A 15,724-nucleotide genomic window follows, 5' to 3' on the forward strand; every position below is an offset into this window, starting at 1 on the left:
TTTTAAAATGTGCGAAAAAACTCAATTTTGGGATCAAGCCAAGGGTTTATTGGAAGAGTGGTACGTTGCTTGTACTGCGAAAGAATTAAAAAAAGATCAACCTTTACAAACCACCATTTACGGTAAAAATTTTGTGGTGTTCCGTCAAAAGAATGGGCAGGCAGCTGTTCTACTCGATCAATGTGTGCATCGCGGTGTTCCTCTTTCCGCAGGCAAAATGACCAATGGTTGTGTAACGTGTCCTTATCATGGCTGGTCCTATCAAGGCGATGGTCAGGTGGCGCATATTCCCAGTGTGAATGGCAAATTTTTTCCAGAGAAACCTCATGCGTTTAAACAGCGGAGTTATGAGGTCTGTGAGCAAGATGGATTGATCTGGGTCTATTTAGGCGATAAAGCGCCTGAAGCACGCCCTGAAGTATTTAAACTGCCTTTTTATGATGCACCAGGTTGGCAAAGTTATTATATGGTGGGCAAATATGATGGTGAGATGGGCACTGTCGCACAAAACATTATGGATGTTACCCACACGATATTTGTGCATGAAGGCTGGTTTCGCTCTGAGTCGGGCAAAGCGGTAGATGCCACGATTGAGGTGAGTCCACGTAAGGTGGTGGTGGAATATCATGACCATGAGGCGGATGTAGGCATGATGCCATGGTTGACCAATCCACATGGTGCACAGCAGGTTCATCGCGATAGCTTTATTGCACCCAATATTACCTTGGTGGAATATCACTGGGGGGAGCCTTCAGGCATGGTCTTTAACAGCCTGATTACGCCTGTTGGACCTTATGAATCACGGGTATATACCTGTGTAAGCTATAAATTTCCAATTCCACGTGTGTTGGCAAAAGCGATTCAACCTGCGGTGAACGTGTACACGTGGGTGGTGAATAACCAAGACATTAAAATTTTGGCGGCATGCCGTAAAGGTTTGGAAAGTATGCCGATGACGCATTCACATAGTGTACGTGGTGATATGGCGCATATCGCATTGGAAAAGATTTTAGAATCCTTACGTCATGATCAGTCTTTAACCCCATCTATTTTGGGCAAGCGTCCTATGCAGTTTCAAATTTAAGATAGCAAAGGGGGAAGTGCATTGCTGACCCCAAGCAAGGTGTTTCACACGAAGGTCTTTATGGTTTTGTGCCAATCTATGTTATATCGGTAGCCATGAATATGAGGAATGGCACATGAAACAAGATTTAGCCCTAATGATGGCCTTAGCCAATGAGTCTAAAGGTTTGTTTGAGTCTGCGGGAATTGATGTTCACTATAGTGGCATTGGTAAAGTCAACGCAGCATTTAAAGCCTATGAAGTAATTCAAAAAACAGGTTGCAAAACCTTGCTGAACTTAGGGACGGCTGGGAGCTCCCATTTTGATGCACATGCATTGGTTGAGGTTACACAGTTTGTGCAACGTGATATGGATGTGTCGCCATTGGGCTTTGCAGTAGGGGTTACGCCACTAGATGATGAGTATCCTGCGGGGATTGAGCTGGTACCTTATTTTGATCATCTTGCACAAGGAATTTGCGGTACTGGCGACAGCTTTGAAACTGGGCTGCCGAAAGTACCGTGTAATTTAGTGGACATGGAAGGCTACGCAATCGCAAAAGTATGTAAAAAACTGGGCGTTCGCTTAATCTCGGTAAAATATATTACCGATGGTGCAAATGACACAGCACATCTGGATTGGGAAGAAAACTTATTGTTAGGCGCGCAAAAATTATTATCGTTATATCAAAGTTTAAAAGTATAAAAAATAAGGTTGGCGGCCATATCGAGTTATGGCCGAATGCCAATCATTGCCACGAAAGACAATAGAGAGAATTAATTACGAGGTAATACACCATAGAGCATCATGTGCACCGTGTGTTGGATCACACGTTGGTTCATGCTACGGTTACGCAAGGTTTTGCCTGTCACCATTTCAATTTGCGTAGCAAAGTCAGCATAGTTCTGTGTAACAGCCCAGATATTCAAAATCAAAATTTCAGGATCAATATCCTTTGAAATTTTGCCTTGTTCTTGCCAGTTACTAATCACTTTAGCTTTACGTTTTACCAGCTTCTTTAAAGGTCCTTTGAGGATATCAAGAATATGTGGCGCACCTTGAATCACTTCAAGCGCAAATAAACGAGACGCTTTAGGTTGCGTACGCGATACTTCAATTTTTTGCATCAAATAATTGGTAATCGCTTCAGCAGGTTCTAAATCTGCTTCTAAAGTTTGCAAAGGCGCTAACCATTTTTGTAACACTGTGGTTAACACTTCGACATAAAGCGCTTCTTTATTTTCATAGTAATAGAAAATATTCGATTTATGCATTTCTGCAATTTGCGCGATTTCATCCAGACTGGCCCCATTGAAACCATATAGGGAAAATACGTCCAGTGCAGCGCTAAGCAACTGGTTACGTTTTTGAGTACTCTTTTTTTGTTCCATTAGCATTTTAACAATGAAAAGGGGGATCGGGGATTGTACGGCAAATCAGCAGCCTTGTGCACAACCAAACTTTGTAATTTTATGAATAATGGCGATTTATTTTATAGATCGATGATTAAATTATCCTGACAGCCCCACTAAAATCAAATAAAAAATAGTATGCATAAATAAAAAAATGATTATTTTTATTCATTAATGTTATGGAAGTTGTTGATTTTAAGTTGGGGCACCTATTCATGCACCTTTTAGGTGCTTTATACCGCATATAAATCGACGATTTAATCGATATATATGCCCCACACTCATCACTTGCTACATGATGAGTATGAGACAAATTAAAAATATTTAAGTCGCGAGCACAGCATTGAGCACCTGTTGTTCAAGTGTGCTAAAAGCCAGATTTTTTTGTCGTGGACGGGGCAGATCGACCTGAAATTGTGAGGCAATATGGCCCTTATCGAGCAGAATAATACGATCTGCAAGTTGTACCGCTTCGCTCACATCATGGGTTACCAAGATGGCCGTAAAGCCTTGCTCGGTCCAGAGTTTTTCAATCAGATTTTGCATGTCTAAGCGGGTTAATGCATCTAAAGCGCCGAGTGGCTCATCTAACAGTAAGATTCGCGGTTGGTGAGATAATGCGCGTGCAAGCGCCGTTCTTTGACGCTGTCCACCTGAAAGTTGGGACGGCCATAATGAGGCTTTTTCTTTCAGGCCGACTTTTTCTAGCATGGCTGAGGCATTGGCATGTCGCTCTTTTTCTAAACCGAGCTGTACGTTTTGTTCAATGCTTCGCCAAGGCAAAAGTCGTGGATCTTGGAACATCACACGAATGTCATCGGAGGTAATACCTTCACGAATATGACGCGCAGATTTAAATTTGATTTCACCGTAGCTTGGTTTTTCTAAATCGGCAATTAAGCGAAGTAGGGTACTTTTACCACAGCCACTACGGCCCACAATGGCAAGGAATTCACCGGGCTGAATATGCAGGTCGAGGTCTTCGAGTACTTTTACACTGCCATAGAACTTATGCAGTTGCTCAATGTGAATTTCGGCACCAAGCACAGCATTGGGGTTAATGTCGTTGGTGTGCGTGTTTGAGCTTGATGTATTTGCATTTGAGGTATCTTGGGCATGGCGGCCAATACTTAAATCAGTCATGTCATGTGTCCTTTTTTATTTTTGATAGCCAGCGTGCCAGCGGAGGAGATAACGCTCTAAAGCCACGGCTAAAACGTCAGCTAATTTACCCAGTAGGGCATACAGTAAAATCCCTACCAACACGATATCGGTTTGTAAAAACTCACGTGCGTTCATGGTCATATAACCAATACCTGCTTGTGCAGAAATGGTTTCGGCTACAATTAACAGCACCCACACCAAACCTAAGGAAAAACGCAGTCCGACCAAAATTGAAGGCATTGCACCCGGCAAAATAATGTCTTTATAGAGCTGCCAGCGTGTGAGGCCATAACTTTTGCCCATTTCAATGAGCTGTGGGTCGACAGAACGAATACCATGATAGGTATTAATATAAATAGGGAAAAATACCCCGATCGCCACTAAAAATAGCTTGGCACTTTCATCAATACCAAACCATAAAATCACCAATGGAATGAGTGCAAGCGCTGGAATGTTACGGATCATTTGAATGGTGGTGTCGAGCAAGTTTGAAGCGACTTTAGATGAGCCATTGAGCAGGCCTAGTAATAAGCCCAAACCACCACCGACCAATAAGCCTAAAAGTGCACGGCCCGCACTGACTTGCACGTGTTTCCATAGTTCACCACTTAAAAGCAAGCTCCAAAATGCACTAACAACGGCGCTTGGTGCAGGTAAAATACGGCTTTGTAATAGGCCAGTGACTGAGGCAACTTGCCAAAGCAAAATCAGAACAATAGGAAGAAGCCAAGGCAGCAAACGCTGCCCGAGCTGTGTTCCACGTGAAACCTTCTTTTCTGCGAAGGCTTCAACCGAAACAGATTTAGACATTTTAAGCTGGCTCCTGAATCGGCTTTTTATTTTCATCTGGGGTGTAATTGTTCGCGACAATTTCGCCAAATGGGCCAGTCAAATTGGGTTGAGTTAGCTTTTGTTGGGTTTCGAGTGGCAGTAGCGGGAACACCAATTCTGCAAAACGAATCGATTCTTCTAAATGCGGGTAGCCCGAGAAAATAAAGGTATTAATACCGAGGTCTGCATATTCTTGAATACGTGCAGCCACTGTTTCAGGATCACCGACTAAAGCTGTACCTGCACCGCCACGGACTAGACCTACACCAGCCCAAAGGTTAGGGGATACTTCGAGTTTAGTACGGTCTCCATTGTGCAGTTCAGCCATACGGCGTTGTCCGATTGAATCCATGCTTTTGAATTTGGCTTGCGCGGCTTGAATGGTTGCATCATCAACATATTGGATGAGCTCTTCAGCCGCTTGCCATGCTTCAGCATTGGTTTCACGAACAATCACGTGTAAACGAATACCGTAGTTCAGTTCACGACCTTTGGCCTCTGCGCGGGCTTTGACCACGGCAATTTTCTCTTTCACTGCAGCAGGTGGTTCACCCCAAGTGAGATAGGTGTCGACTTGTGATGCCGCTAACTCAATTGCATCATCTGAAGAGCCACCAAACCAAAGCGGTGGATACGGTTGTTGTACAGGTGGATATAAAAGTTTGGCATCATCTACGCTTAAGCATTCACCATGGAAGGTATAGCTTTCACCGGTATGTGAGCGGGTTAAAATTTCACGCCAAATGGTGGTGTATTCGTTTGCAGTTTTGTAGCGAGTCGCATGGTCTTCATATACGCCATCACCTTTGAGTTCTTGCTCGTCACCACCTGTAACTAAGTTAAGCAATACACGGCCACCCGATAAACGGTCAAATGTTGCTGCCATACGTGCAGCTAAAGCAGGTGTGGTCACCCCAGGGCGAAGTGCAACAAGGAACTTTAATTTTTTGGTTGCATCAATCAAGCTGGCTGCTGTTAACCATGGATCTTCACATGAACGGCCTGTTGGAATCAGTACGCCTTCGTAGCCAAGGTTGTCTACAGCCACCGCAATTTGTTTCATATAAGCATGATCAACAACACGAGCACCTTTGCTGGTACCGAGGTAGCGACTGTCACCATGTGTCGGGATAAACCAAAAAATTTTCATATCTGTTCCTTAATTTTGAATGTGCTCGGTCATCCAACAGGCTGCATCTGGTTCTGATTTGGTCGATGTCAGTCCTGCGGGAAATAAAATGAAAGTGAAAAAACTTATTTAATAATGGCAGCGTCAATATTGAGTTTGTTTGGAATGAGCTTTTGCGCATAGAAGGCATCTGCAACACGTTGTTGCTCGCTAATTACCGCAGGGCTAATGGGTTGCACGCCAAAACCCATCCGTGAAATCGAACTTTTTAAAATATTAAAATCGAGGCTAGTTGGCTTTTCGAGTAACTTGGCGGCTTCATCTTGATTGCTCGCTACCCACTGTGTAGACAGGTTCAATTCTTTCACCACGGCTTGAATCACTTTTGGATTGGCTTCAGCAAATTTACGGTCAGCCAAATAAAACTGATGGTTGCTCACGAGGTTTTCACCTGTGGCCAAAACGCGCGCGCCAATTTGTTGTTCAGCTGCAGCAAAGAACGGATCCCAAATCACCCAAGCATCGACTGCACCTTTTTCAAAGGCTGCACGTGCATCGGAAGGGGGTAAATAAATGACATTGATGTCATTCAGTGTTAAATGATTGGCTTCTAAAACTTTCAACAATAAATAATGAACATTTGAGCCTTTGTTTAAGGCAACGCGTTTGCCTTTTAAGTCAGCAATGCTGTTGATGGCAGAATCTTTAGGCACCAGCAAGGCTTCTGCTTTGGGTGCAGCAGGTTGGTTGGCCACATAGACTAAATTGGAGTTGGCTACTTGTGCAAAAATTGGCGGGGCTTCACCTGCTTCGCCTAACACAACGCTACCGACATTTAAGCCTTCTAAAAGCTGTGGCCCAGCTGGGAATTCCACCCATTTCACCTGAACGCCTTGCGCTTGTAAGGCTTTTTCTAAATTTCCGCGTTCTTTGACAATCGGCAAAATGCCATATTTTTGAAAGCCGATATTTAAAGTAATGGTCTCTTGGGCTTGATCTTTAGAGCAACCCGTCAGCATCATGACAGCAACAGTCGCAGCAGAAAGAGCGAGTGATTTTGTCCAAAATTGAGAAGGGATGATGCGCATGGCAGGTTGCTCCTGAACCTAAAATAAGAACGACATGGAATGCACATACGCTAATGAATTTTCTTTTTCGGAAAAAATAAAAAAACTTAAAGTTCTAATGAAGAAAAAAGATAAATAAAAAACAGCAAAACTTATGCAAATTTATGCTGAATAAAATGATGAGAGATATGCTGTTTAATGATTTTAATTTATTGAAATTTAATACTTATTTTTTAATATAAGATCTATGCATAAGTTTATCTCTTCATGCGCATAAGACCAAAGCACGGACTGCGCAAATTTAGAGATAAACTTAGTCAAAATTGAGCTAAGCAGGGCGGTCTAAACCAGCTTAAAGGGTTTTGATACAGACCAAGGAGTTACGCTGGTAGTTGTATAAAGCCTGACGTGCATTCGGGAGATCATCGACACTGGCAGATGCAAAGCCTTGCTCGATAAACCAGTGTGCTGTGCGCGTGGTTAAAATAAACAATTGCTCGATTCCCAAAGCTTTGGCTTTTTCTTCTAAATAATGCAGGATTTGACTGCCACGATTCGATTTACGATAGCTCGGATGTACAGCAACACAGGCAATTTCAGCCGAACGCAACTCACCTTCTGCGGTAGGAATTGGGTAAAGCGCTGCACAGGCTAAAATCGTACCATCGCGTTCAATTACGGCAAATTGTTCGATTTCATTTTCTAGGCGCTCACGTGAGCGATAGACCAAAATCCCTTCTTCTTCTAACGGACGAAGTAGATTAATTAAACCACCGACATCTTGAATATTCGCCGTGCGGACTTCTTCATAATGTGCATCAGTAATCATAGTGCCAGAACCATCACGCGTGAAGAGTTCTTCTAGCATGGCACCATCGGTTGCATACGAAATTAAATGCACCCGATGTACGCCTTGTAGCGAGGCTGTTTTTGCACCATGCAAATGTAAGAAAATGTCGGGATTGGCATCTTGGTATTGTAAAAGGTGTTCTTCTAGTTGGTGTGGTAAGACTTCTCGAATTAATTGGCCATGTTCATCCATGAGGCCTGCTGATCGGCCAAGGAAAATCAATTTATCTGCTTTTAAGCTAATTGCAGTTTTGGTTGCCACTTCTTCCGCCAACAAATTAAACACTTCACCTGTAGTGGAATAGCCCGTTGGCCCAAGCAAGATAATATTTTGACTGAGTAAATGGCGCTGAATGGCATCAGTGTCGATACTACGCACTTCACCAGACAACTGAAAATCAACACCATCCCGAATACCATAAGGCTTTGCAGTAACTAAATTGCCCGATACCACATCAATACGTGCGCCGTACATCGGTGAGTTGGCCAATCCCATCGAGAGCAACGCTTCAATTTGTAAACGAATAGAACCTGATGCATTCATCACGGCGCTTAAAGACTCACGTGTGGTCACGCGACGATGATGATGAAATGGCGTTGTGAGTCCGCTGGCTTTGAGGTTCTGATTAATTTGCGGGCGTGCGCCGTAAACCAAAATTAAACGAATACCTAAAGAATGCAGCAGGGCAATGTCATGAATAATGTGTTGAAAATTCGCATGTAAGACGGCTTCACCATCAAACATGATGACAAAGGTTTTGCCACGGTGGGCATTAATATAGGGTGCAGAATGCCGAAACCAATGCACGTATTGTAAAGTTGTGCTTTGAGAAACGTCCATTGAAGTCATGTGCAGGCCTATGCCGAGATTACGGTTTATTGATTCTAATCAAAAAAACCATGGAGAGAAAAGGGAAAGCCTCTGTGCAGACAAAAAAACACCCGTATAAGTTGAATTATACAGGTGCGAAAGGGATATTCACCGAGGCTTAGGAATTAGCCAATGATTCGGATGATTCGGTCGTTACGTTCGTTGATGAGTACATAGTCGCCATTCACTTTGTACCATTGTTGGTAGCGCCCAGTGTTGGGTAATTTACGTGCTTCACGGTCACTCACTTTATAGCGTGTTGACTGAAATGCGCGTGGTAAGGTTTGACCACTACGCCATTCACGGCTTGGGTTTACACGTTGTTGATTCCACTGATTGTTGTTATTCCATTGTTGTGTATGTTTGTTGTCCCAACGTGAATCATGGGGTTGAACATGGCTTGGCGGTGGTGGTGGATTACCACGACGGTCATCAAAACGATGATCAGGCGCTGCCATTACCGATGTTGCGATTAAACCTGAAAGTGCAAGGGTCGCAAAAGAGATCAGTTTTTTCATTTCATTCACCTAAATTGCTGTAATGCTGTTCTGTTTCGATAACTTTAAATTACCGACAAAGTTCAGAGAAAGCGTGAGGGATATAGAGTGGAATTGTGAAATGTATGAAGAAAAATAGCAGATTGCGTGCAGGTGAATGTTCTATCAATTGCTTAAGCTAATGGCAGGCAAAAGTGCTGGCATAAAAAAAGCCCAAACAATGTTGGGCTATGCAGTGTAAGGGGCTAAAGACCTAAAATACGCATAATGCTGTTGGTCTCTGAATTGACTAAAATGTAGTCATTGTTAATTTTGTACCATTGTTGATTACGATCTGGTCTTGGTAAGTTTTGGTCTCGATAATCGACTTTATAACCATTACCACGATAATGTTGTGGAAGCACATAACCCGCTTGCCATTTATGTTGTTGTAAGCGTTTTACACCACGCTCTTCACGCATACGACGCATCTCCATGCGTTCACCATCATTATCTTCACGGAATTCGCGATTTTTTTTCGCTTGCCCGCGGTTGAAGTCACGTGGCTGATCATAACCATCGCGTTGGTCAAAATGAGGACCAGCAATCGAAATGTTGCTTGCTGTCAAAGCACTGAAAGATATTGCTAATGCAGTCAAAATCTTTTTCATGTTAAGTCCTCATCTAAATGATTCATAATGTATGGGATTACTCTACGCAAAAAATGCAGAGAAACTGTGAAGATAGTGCGATAATTCTTTAAATAAAGCAGAGATAATAAGGATATTATGCGTTAAAAATGCAGATCTATAAATGATAAAATCTGTTTATGGTGACGAAAGTAAATTGTGGATTGAATATAGTGGGATGTTTTTATTCAATCCTATTTTGGCAACTGAGTAAATGAAATCGTATGAGCACATGAAGATTTGTCTTTAGTTCCACTGCTCACTTAGGCCAGACAATGAATATACCGCTTCTGCTGAACTTGCATGATCCAGTGCCATAATTAGAGTTGTAGACAATTGTAGTTGTTCAATTGAACGAATAATTTCAGTTTTACGTTGTTGATCGGCCATGATCTATCTCCAGAGTGTTGAGACTACAAAATCAATGCAGTCAGCATAGAGAAGATCTGTTTATTTTAAAAACCGAATAAAATTATAAAAATAATTTAAAAATACGATTGATGGCATAAAGTCATCAATTGAGGATTTGTACAGAATGAATGGATATTAAACTGACCCGTTAGCGTAAATCACACAAGGCACACGGGGTTGCCTTGTGATCGTGCGATCTATGGGTGTAAACCTATGACAGGATTTAAAAGCAAAGCCTAATCCGAAATATAGGCTTAGTAAGCAAATTGAAGGTCAGTGTAGTCGGTCAGCGATTTTTGTAAATGTGCTTGTATAAATTCACGTACATCTTGCTCAGTCATTGGAGCACCTTGCTTGGTAATCACGTGTTCAACAGGCGGTTGGCCTTCTGCAGTAATACGATAAACAAAACTTTTTGCAGTCTCATAGCGGTCATTTTGTTTCACAATACATAGCACGTACTGATAACGATGTTCGAAGTTTAAGTCAGTATGTGAAAATACAAACTGCTCAAATAGCTTCACATTTTGGCCATTTTCTAAGGCTTTGAGATCATCCAAAATACTTGGATCAAACTTCATACCATATTTTTCAGAAATCGCTTTGCCATCAATCAATAGATTGAGCATGCCATCTTCGGTTGGTGTTACAGTAATATTGCTAAAGTCAGACATGTCGGACACTCATTGCTTAAAATGTTTGGCATAAGTATCCGCATATTGTCTGGAATTACAAGCCAATGTGGCATGAATGTACTCAGCATAAAAAATGTATGTGCCGAAAAAAAGGAGGCCAAAGCCTCCTTTTATTTAATGCATTGATACCGTTATGCGTTTAGGCATCTTGTGCATCTATACTGGCACCATTGAGGGATAAGCTATCATCGCCCATCAAATATAAATAGGCCGGCATAATTTGCTCGGGTGTCGGTAAGATTTTTGGATCTTCATCTGGATAGGCTTTTGCGCGCATCGCAGTACGTGTTGCACCGGGATTGATACAGTTGAAGCGAATATTAGGGTGCTGATTTTCTTTGGCAAACAAAGTGCTTACAGCCTCAATGGCAATTTTAGACACAGAATATGCACCCCAGTTTTCACGCGCTTCACGACCTACACCTGAACTGGCAAACACCACAGAGGCATGTTCTGATTTTTGCAATAGCGGTAATAATTCTTGCGTGAGTACGAAAGGCGCACGTAAGTTTACGGCCATCACATCATCCCACACATCGGCAGGATAATGTGCTAAGGGTGTACGCTCGCCCAAAATGCCTGCATTATGCAAAATACCATCTAAACGGCCAAATTGGCGCTCAAGTGTATCAACCAATAACTCATAATCACGCGGAGAAGCACTCGACAATTGAAGCGGTAAAATTGCAGGTTGTGGTGCGCCCAATCCTTCAATTTCATCGTAAATTACTTCAAGTTTGTTCAGTGTACGGCCATGCAAAACCACTGTTGCGCCATGAAGAGCATAAGTGATTGCAGCTGCACGACCGATACCATCGCCCGCACCTGTAATTAGGATAATGCGATCTTTGAGTAGATCGGGGCGAGGTTGATATTCTGAATATTTCATTGTCTATCTCCTCGTTTTATTGTGTTTTTTCAGTCTTTATTTTGGCTAGGTTTGAGCAGGGTAGATGCTATTTGTACCTATGACGTGCTGACGAATGACATCGTGTAATTCTACAACAGTATTCACTATACAATCTGCATGCCAGGCTGTTAAGTCATCTTTATATTGAAGGGGTAAATAGCCATAGGCTGCTAAAATGGTGTGCATACCTGCACTGCGCCCAGCATCAATATCACGTGGATGGTCGCCCACATAAATACAGTCTTTGGCGTCAATTTGGATCTGATCAGCAGCCAAATACATTGGCTCTGGATCTGGTTTGGTTTTACTCACATCTTCAGGGCAGACCAGCACTGAACAGCGCGCTGTCAAATTCAGTGCTTGCAATAAAGACTCGCTCAGCCAGCGGGGTTTATTGGTCACAATACCCCAAGGAATCTGATGCTGTTCAAGTTCGGCTAACAGCGCTTGCATGCCTGTAAATAAGTCGGTATCGACCGCAATATCGGCGCCGTATCGGTCCAAAAAGTCTTGGCGATGCGCCAAAAAGATCGGATCTTCTACATCGAGTTCAGGATAAACCAATTTAACCATCGCACGTGCGCCTTCCGACACTTGCGTACGGATCAGGTCTGCATCGACGACAGGACAGCCTTTTTCGCGACACATGTCTTGCAAAATACGAATAAAGTCGGCTGCAGTGTCGATCAGTGTCCCATCTAAATCAAACAGTACCGCTTTCATTGTGCGCCTTCATTCACGGTATGAACCATGTAGTTGACGTCTACATTGGGTGCGAGCCAGTAGCGTTTGGTCAGCGGGTTGTAATGTAGCCCGGTCATATTTTTGAGCTTTAAATGAGCGCCACGAATGTCATGTGCTAATTCTGAAGGCTTAATAAATTTGTGATAATCGTGAGTCCCTTTGGCCAGCATACGTAGCACATATTCGGCACCAATAATGGCAAATAAATATGATTTAGGGTTACGGTTAATGGTCGAGAAAAACACATGACCACCTGGCTTAACTAACTTTTTACAGGCTGCAATAATGGAAGCTGGATCTGGCACATGTTCGAGCATTTCCATACATGTCACCACATCATATTGGCCAGCGTGTTCTTCGGCCAATTGCTCTACGGGTACTTGACGGTACTCGATATTGTCGACGCCTTCTTGTTCTGCATGTAGGCGTGCAACATTGAGCGGTGCAAGGCCCATATCAATACCCAAGACTTGAGCGCCACGACGTGCCATGCTTTCTGCCAAAATGCCACCGCCACAGCCGACATCAAGAACTTTTTTACCTGCGATGCCACCTGAATGCTCATCAATCCAATTTAAACGGAGTGGATTAATCATGTGTAATGGACGGAATTCAGAGTTCTGGTCCCACCAGATGGCAGCGAATGCTTCAAACTTAGCAATTTCTTGTGGATCAACATTCAACTGCGACATGGGTTCACCTCAGGCAAGGGTTATATTTTAAAATAAAGTCAGAGGCTTATTAGTGTAGCGCTTATTCTAAAAAAAGCGATAAAAGCGCTAAAAAAGTTCACAGAATGGAAACGAAATTTGCATAAATGATTTATAGTGATCGCATAAGCTAATCATAATGAGTTAGAGGACTATAATCTCAATGAAAAAATTCCTTTTCGGCAGTTTGGTCGCTGCTGTTTTTGCCGTTTCTGGTAGCGCGATGGCCGCTGACTTTGTTGCAGGAAAAGACTATACAGTGCTCGCAAACCCTGTACAAGTTGAGGTTCCGGGGAAAATTGAAGTTCGTGAATTCTTTTGGTATGGCTGCCCACACTGTTTTAAACTTGAACCGCACATGCAAACGTGGTTAAAAAACATGCCTAAAGATGTACGTTTTGTACGTACGCCGGCAGCCATGAATCCAGTATGGGAGCAAGGTGCGCGCGCATATTATGTTTCGGAAGCACTTGGGGTACGCCAAAAAACACATTTAATGTTGTTCCATGCGATTCATGAAGGCCAAAAACCAATTTTAGAAAAAGCTGCTTTTGCCAAATACTTTACGCAGTTTGGTATTCCAGAAGCTAAATTTAATAGCACTTACGATTCTTTCCCAATCGCATCTAAAATTGCGCAAGCTCAAGATCTTGCAAAACGTTATCAATTGACAGGTGTACCTGCGGTAACGGTGAATGGTAAATACGTCATTCAAGGTGAAGATGGAAAAGTCACTCAAGTATTAAATTACTTAATTGAAAAAGAACGTTCAGGCAAATAAGCCGACCTTAAATAAAAACCCGCAAGTTGCGGGTTTTTTTTTATGCTTAAAGATAGCGTGTTAGACCGATGGCTGATTGCGATCCCAATGCAAAATACCGCGGAAGAGCAGTTGAACTTGAGTAATCGCACTGAGCTTGAGTTGTTCTTGTTGTGCGCCAAGTTCTGCAGCGGCCACAGAGCGTTGTAAGTCCATCCAACTCATGGCCCAATTAAAAGCCAAGCTCATCAAAATTTGTGACAAGACCTGTAAGTCATGCTGTAGATGAATATGATTCAGCGTTTGGGTACGCCCCAAATCTGCGCTTAAATCGGCAGTTAAATATTGAATTTCACGTTGTATGGCATAACGCAAACGTGCAGAACCGCCCCAGCGTTCTGCAATAAAAAAAATCCATGGCTCAGGGTGCTGTTGAATATGTTGAAACAGTAAGTGGATACAGTTTTGGATACGTGTGTCGGGCTGATGTTGAAAGACTTGCCCCATTTGATATTGCATTTGTTTGAGCTGTAAGGCGGTTTGATCCACCAGTTCTAAACCCAGCTCATCCATATCACTAAAGTGCCGATAAAACGCGGTCGGCACTAAGTTGGCGGCTTTGGCAATTTCACGTAGGCTCATACTGCTAAAGGCACGTCCTTGACCACTTAATGCTAAGGCTGCATCTAAAAGTGCTTGTCGACTTTGTTGTTTACGTTCATCGCGTATCGACATGTTGTGTTCCGAAAATCCTTTGTTTGCAGTCTAGCAAAAATTGTATGCAGCACCTAGAGATGATCTGGCATGGAAAATAGCGCATGGAGAAAGTACGCAAATACGGCTTGAATTCATGCATTTTGTAAAAGGCTGAGTGTGGTGGTCAAACTCGAAGCGGGCTTCTGCTATACTGAAGCGCATTGTAATTTAGTAAAATGAAGGACCCTTTATGCGTATCGACCAGCGAGCATTAGATCAATTACGTGATGTCAAAATTACCCGTAACTACACACGTTATGCCGAAGGTTCGGTATTGGTTGAATTTGGTCATACAAAAGTCTTGTGTACTGCCAGTATTGATCATTCAGTGCCACGTTTCTTAAAAGGTCAAGGTCAAGGTTGGGTAACAGCAGAATATGGTATGTTGCCACGTTCGACACATACACGTTCTGATCGTGAAGCAGCACGTGGTAAACAAAGTGGTCGTACGCAAGAAATTCAACGCTTAATTGGCCGTAGCTTACGTGCCATGGTGGATTTGAAAAAACTGGGTGAAAACACCATTACGATCGACTGTGATGTGATTCAAGCTGATGGTGGTACGCGTACTGCATCAATTACAGGTGCTGCGGTTGCATTGATTGATGCCATGAATGTATTGCTTGAAAAGAAAAAAATTAAGCATGATCCGCTAAAAGGTTTAGTGGCTGCGATTTCAGTGGGTATGTATCAAGACGAAGCTTTGCTTGATCTTTGCTATGAAGAAGACTCAAACTGCCAAACAGATTTAAACGTGGTGATGACGCAAGCAGGCGAATTCATTGAAATTCAAGGCACAGCAGAAGACAAACCATTTACACGTGCGCAGTGTAACGAAATGCTTGAATTGGCTGAAAAAGGCATTCAAGAATTGATTAAAAAGCAACAAGAGGCATTGGGTTGGTAAGACCTGATTGGCCAGACTAAACGCACCTTAGGGGTGCGTTTTTTTTCATCTGCTTGACATCAAAGCATCATGTTTTGGTCATGCCCATGCGTTATTCCTATGAGGGTATTTACAGATAGGAAATGCAAATGCGTGTTTTTTTTGTCGGGCTCATGATGAGTTCAGTCTTGCTTTTAAGTGCATGTAAAGACGATCAGGCGCAAGGTGATGCGCAAGCACCAACCCCTGAACCCAATTGTAAAATGCATTGTGCACCTTAAGAATAACAACAGGAAATAG

At 42.8% G+C, this 15,724-nt stretch carries 19 protein-coding genes; 5 read left to right on the forward strand and 14 right to left on the reverse strand.

Translation table 11 applies throughout. The features are described 5' to 3' along the window. Window positions 1–7 precede the first annotated feature (7 nt). Entirely contained in the window at window positions 8–1,084 is a 1,077-nt protein-coding gene (locus EXE29_RS05085; RefSeq protein ID WP_117006532.1) for a Rieske 2Fe-2S domain-containing protein, read from the forward strand. Between the two features lie 115 nt (window positions 1,085–1,199). Continuing rightward, on the forward strand, window positions 1,200–1,769 hold the full coding sequence (locus EXE29_RS05090; RefSeq protein WP_106984121.1) for a phosphorylase family protein: 570 nt from the start codon (window positions 1,200–1,202) through the stop codon (window positions 1,767–1,769). A gap of 71 nt (window positions 1,770–1,840) precedes the next feature. On the opposite strand, the gene EXE29_RS05095 is transcribed toward EXE29_RS05090, so the two are convergent. The 13 genes from EXE29_RS05095 to ubiG all read right to left on the reverse strand — a co-directional run bounded on the left by EXE29_RS05095 (window position 1,841) and on the right by ubiG (window position 13,004). Continuing rightward, the gene (locus tag EXE29_RS05095) at window positions 1,841–2,455 is read right to left on the reverse strand and encodes a TetR/AcrR family transcriptional regulator (RefSeq protein WP_106984293.1); all 615 of its coding nucleotides are present in this window, start codon (window positions 2,453–2,455) and stop codon (window positions 1,841–1,843) included. A gap of 345 nt (window positions 2,456–2,800) precedes the next feature. After that, window positions 2,801–3,619, reverse strand: coding sequence for an ABC transporter ATP-binding protein (locus EXE29_RS05100; RefSeq protein ID WP_106984122.1), 819 nt, complete (start codon window positions 3,617–3,619; stop codon window positions 2,801–2,803). 15 nt (window positions 3,620–3,634) lie between these two features. After that, complete coding sequence (gene ssuC, locus EXE29_RS05105) at window positions 3,635–4,450, reverse strand: aliphatic sulfonate ABC transporter permease SsuC (RefSeq protein WP_106984123.1); 816 nt, start codon at window positions 4,448–4,450, stop codon at window positions 3,635–3,637. A gap of 1 nt (window position 4,451) precedes the next feature. Continuing rightward, entirely contained in the window at window positions 4,452–5,621 is a 1,170-nt protein-coding gene (gene ssuD, locus EXE29_RS05110; protein WP_120364126.1) for an FMNH2-dependent alkanesulfonate monooxygenase, read from the reverse strand. Between the two features lie 104 nt (window positions 5,622–5,725). Beyond that, window positions 5,726–6,688, reverse strand: a complete 963-nt coding sequence (locus tag EXE29_RS05115; protein ID WP_120364125.1) for a sulfonate ABC transporter substrate-binding protein — start codon at window positions 6,686–6,688, stop codon at window positions 5,726–5,728. 331 nt (window positions 6,689–7,019) lie between these two features. Next, window positions 7,020–8,366 (reverse strand): amino-acid N-acetyltransferase, encoded by a 1,347-nt coding sequence (gene argA / locus EXE29_RS05120; protein ID WP_120364124.1) that lies wholly within the window; start codon window positions 8,364–8,366, stop codon window positions 7,020–7,022. 146 nt (window positions 8,367–8,512) lie between these two features. Beyond that, window positions 8,513–8,905, reverse strand: coding sequence for an RcnB family protein (locus tag EXE29_RS05125; RefSeq protein WP_120364123.1), 393 nt, complete (start codon window positions 8,903–8,905; stop codon window positions 8,513–8,515). 224 nt (window positions 8,906–9,129) lie between these two features. Beyond that, window positions 9,130–9,534, reverse strand: a complete 405-nt coding sequence (locus EXE29_RS05130) for an RcnB family protein (RefSeq protein WP_120364122.1) — start codon at window positions 9,532–9,534, stop codon at window positions 9,130–9,132. 264 nt (window positions 9,535–9,798) lie between these two features. Next, complete coding sequence (locus EXE29_RS17455; RefSeq protein WP_165382481.1) at window positions 9,799–9,942, reverse strand: hypothetical protein; 144 nt, start codon at window positions 9,940–9,942, stop codon at window positions 9,799–9,801. Between the two features lie 275 nt (window positions 9,943–10,217). Then, a complete protein-coding gene (locus EXE29_RS05135; RefSeq protein WP_106984129.1) occupies window positions 10,218–10,637 on the reverse strand; it encodes a hypothetical protein in 420 nt (139 codons plus the stop codon). A 160-nt stretch (window positions 10,638–10,797) separates the two neighbouring features. Further along, window positions 10,798–11,547 carry a YciK family oxidoreductase gene (locus EXE29_RS05140; RefSeq protein WP_106984130.1) on the reverse strand — a complete coding sequence of 250 codons (750 nt, stop codon included), beginning with the start codon at window positions 11,545–11,547 and terminating at the stop codon, window positions 10,798–10,800. A gap of 45 nt (window positions 11,548–11,592) precedes the next feature. Beyond that, complete coding sequence (locus EXE29_RS05145) at window positions 11,593–12,291, reverse strand: HAD family hydrolase (RefSeq protein ID WP_120364121.1); 699 nt, start codon at window positions 12,289–12,291, stop codon at window positions 11,593–11,595. Beyond that, complete coding sequence (gene ubiG, locus EXE29_RS05150; protein ID WP_106984132.1) at window positions 12,288–13,004, reverse strand: bifunctional 2-polyprenyl-6-hydroxyphenol methylase/3-demethylubiquinol 3-O-methyltransferase UbiG; 717 nt, start codon at window positions 13,002–13,004, stop codon at window positions 12,288–12,290. The genes EXE29_RS05145 and ubiG overlap by 4 nt, the downstream gene beginning before the upstream one ends. Window positions 13,005–13,185: 181 nt before the next feature. Here ubiG and EXE29_RS05155 point away from each other — a divergent pair, with 181 nt between their 5' ends. After that, window positions 13,186–13,803: a thiol:disulfide interchange protein DsbA/DsbL gene (locus tag EXE29_RS05155; protein WP_106984133.1), complete on the forward strand. Its 618-nt coding sequence runs from the start codon at window positions 13,186–13,188 to the stop codon at window positions 13,801–13,803. Between the two features lie 60 nt (window positions 13,804–13,863). Here EXE29_RS05155 and EXE29_RS05160 read toward each other — a convergent pair whose 3' ends face one another. Further along, a complete protein-coding gene (locus EXE29_RS05160; RefSeq protein WP_120364120.1) occupies window positions 13,864–14,517 on the reverse strand; it encodes a TetR family transcriptional regulator in 654 nt (217 codons plus the stop codon). Between the two features lie 211 nt (window positions 14,518–14,728). On the opposite strand from EXE29_RS05160, the gene rph reads away from it, so the two are divergent. Further along, a complete protein-coding gene (gene rph, locus EXE29_RS05165) occupies window positions 14,729–15,445 on the forward strand; it encodes a ribonuclease PH (RefSeq protein ID WP_106984135.1) in 717 nt (238 codons plus the stop codon). Window positions 15,446–15,573: 128 nt separating this feature from the next. After that, entirely contained in the window at window positions 15,574–15,705 is a 132-nt protein-coding gene (locus EXE29_RS17815; RefSeq protein ID WP_264766849.1) for a hypothetical protein, read from the forward strand. The last annotated feature ends 19 nt before the right edge of the window (window positions 15,706–15,724 follow it).

It is taken from the genome of Acinetobacter sp. WCHAc060006, from assembly GCF_004209135.1.
Taxonomy (GTDB): Bacteria; Pseudomonadota; Gammaproteobacteria; order Pseudomonadales; family Moraxellaceae; genus Acinetobacter; species Acinetobacter cumulans.

What these genes read in the sequence shown, in the direction of transcription:
- EXE29_RS05085 (WP_117006532.1), top strand. Translation starts at nt 8, where the DNA reads ATGTGCGAAAAAACTCAATTTTGGGATCAAGCCAAGGGTTTATTGGAA.
- EXE29_RS05090 (WP_106984121.1), top strand. Translation starts at nt 1,200, where the DNA reads ATGAAACAAGATTTAGCCCTAATGATGGCCTTAGCCAATGAGTCTAAA.
- EXE29_RS05095 (WP_106984293.1), bottom strand. Translation starts at nt 2,455, where the DNA reads ATGGAACAAAAAAAGAGTACTCAAAAACGTAACCAGTTGCTTAGCGCT.
- EXE29_RS05100 (WP_106984122.1), bottom strand. Translation starts at nt 3,619, where the DNA reads ATGACTGATTTAAGTATTGGCCGCCATGCCCAAGATACCTCAAATGCA.
- ssuC (WP_106984123.1), bottom strand. Translation starts at nt 4,450, where the DNA reads ATGTCTAAATCTGTTTCGGTTGAAGCCTTCGCAGAAAAGAAGGTTTCA.
- ssuD (WP_120364126.1), bottom strand. Translation starts at nt 5,621, where the DNA reads ATGAAAATTTTTTGGTTTATCCCGACACATGGTGACAGTCGCTACCTC.
- EXE29_RS05115 (WP_120364125.1), bottom strand. Translation starts at nt 6,688, where the DNA reads ATGCGCATCATCCCTTCTCAATTTTGGACAAAATCACTCGCTCTTTCT.
- argA (WP_120364124.1), bottom strand. Translation starts at nt 8,366, where the DNA reads ATGACTTCAATGGACGTTTCTCAAAGCACAACTTTACAATACGTGCAT.
- EXE29_RS05125 (WP_120364123.1), bottom strand. Translation starts at nt 8,905, where the DNA reads ATGAAAAAACTGATCTCTTTTGCGACCCTTGCACTTTCAGGTTTAATC.
- EXE29_RS05130 (WP_120364122.1), bottom strand. Translation starts at nt 9,534, where the DNA reads ATGAAAAAGATTTTGACTGCATTAGCAATATCTTTCAGTGCTTTGACA.
- EXE29_RS17455 (WP_165382481.1), bottom strand. Translation starts at nt 9,942, where the DNA reads ATGGCCGATCAACAACGTAAAACTGAAATTATTCGTTCAATTGAACAA.
- EXE29_RS05135 (WP_106984129.1), bottom strand. Translation starts at nt 10,637, where the DNA reads ATGTCTGACTTTAGCAATATTACTGTAACACCAACCGAAGATGGCATG.
- EXE29_RS05140 (WP_106984130.1), bottom strand. Translation starts at nt 11,547, where the DNA reads ATGAAATATTCAGAATATCAACCTCGCCCCGATCTACTCAAAGATCGC.
- EXE29_RS05145 (WP_120364121.1), bottom strand. Translation starts at nt 12,291, where the DNA reads ATGAAAGCGGTACTGTTTGATTTAGATGGGACACTGATCGACACTGCA.
- ubiG (WP_106984132.1), bottom strand. Translation starts at nt 13,004, where the DNA reads ATGTCGCAGTTGAATGTTGATCCACAAGAAATTGCTAAGTTTGAAGCA.
- EXE29_RS05155 (WP_106984133.1), top strand. Translation starts at nt 13,186, where the DNA reads ATGAAAAAATTCCTTTTCGGCAGTTTGGTCGCTGCTGTTTTTGCCGTT.
- EXE29_RS05160 (WP_120364120.1), bottom strand. Translation starts at nt 14,517, where the DNA reads ATGTCGATACGCGATGAACGTAAACAACAAAGTCGACAAGCACTTTTA.
- rph (WP_106984135.1), top strand. Translation starts at nt 14,729, where the DNA reads ATGCGTATCGACCAGCGAGCATTAGATCAATTACGTGATGTCAAAATT.
- EXE29_RS17815 (WP_264766849.1), top strand. Translation starts at nt 15,574, where the DNA reads ATGCGTGTTTTTTTTGTCGGGCTCATGATGAGTTCAGTCTTGCTTTTA.